The organism is Flavobacterium pygoscelis, from assembly GCF_023162025.1.
GTDB lineage: Bacteria > Bacteroidota > Bacteroidia > Flavobacteriales > Flavobacteriaceae > Flavobacterium > Flavobacterium pygoscelis.
Window position 1 is genome coordinate 1 of sequence record NZ_JALNUB010000047.1, and the last position, 433, is coordinate 433.

The window sequence follows — 433 nt, forward strand, 5'->3', positions numbered from 1 at the left end:
CAAATTTTAGCGCGCATTCTTCCCGGACTTCCGCTGAAAAAAGTATAAGAAAGTCGCTTTTTATTATCAAAAAAAACAAGCGGCACAATCGGTAATTGATGTTCAATTGCAATTCTAAAAGCACCATCTTTAAACTCGTCGAGCACTATACTTTCATCATCAGGAACACCGCCTTCGGGAAAAATACAAATACTCAATCCTTGTTTGATTCTGCTTTGGGCCCGTTCAAAAACTTGATAACGACTTTTACTGTTGCCACGATCAACCAAAATACAAACTCTTTTATAGATAAATCCAAATAGTGGAATTTTAGCCAATTCTTTTTTTCCTACAAAAACAAAGGGATGATTTTTTACAGCAACCAACATCATCATAATATCCATCATTGACGTGTGATTTGCTATCAACATATAACTTTTACCCTCTTCAAAAA

General features: G+C 34.9%; 1 protein-coding gene. It reads right to left on the reverse strand.

Annotated features, from left to right (window positions below):
* Positions 1–433, reverse strand: a 433-nt coding sequence (locus MW871_RS16310) for a lysophospholipid acyltransferase family protein (RefSeq protein WP_248429441.1), incomplete at both ends; no start/stop codon positions are given.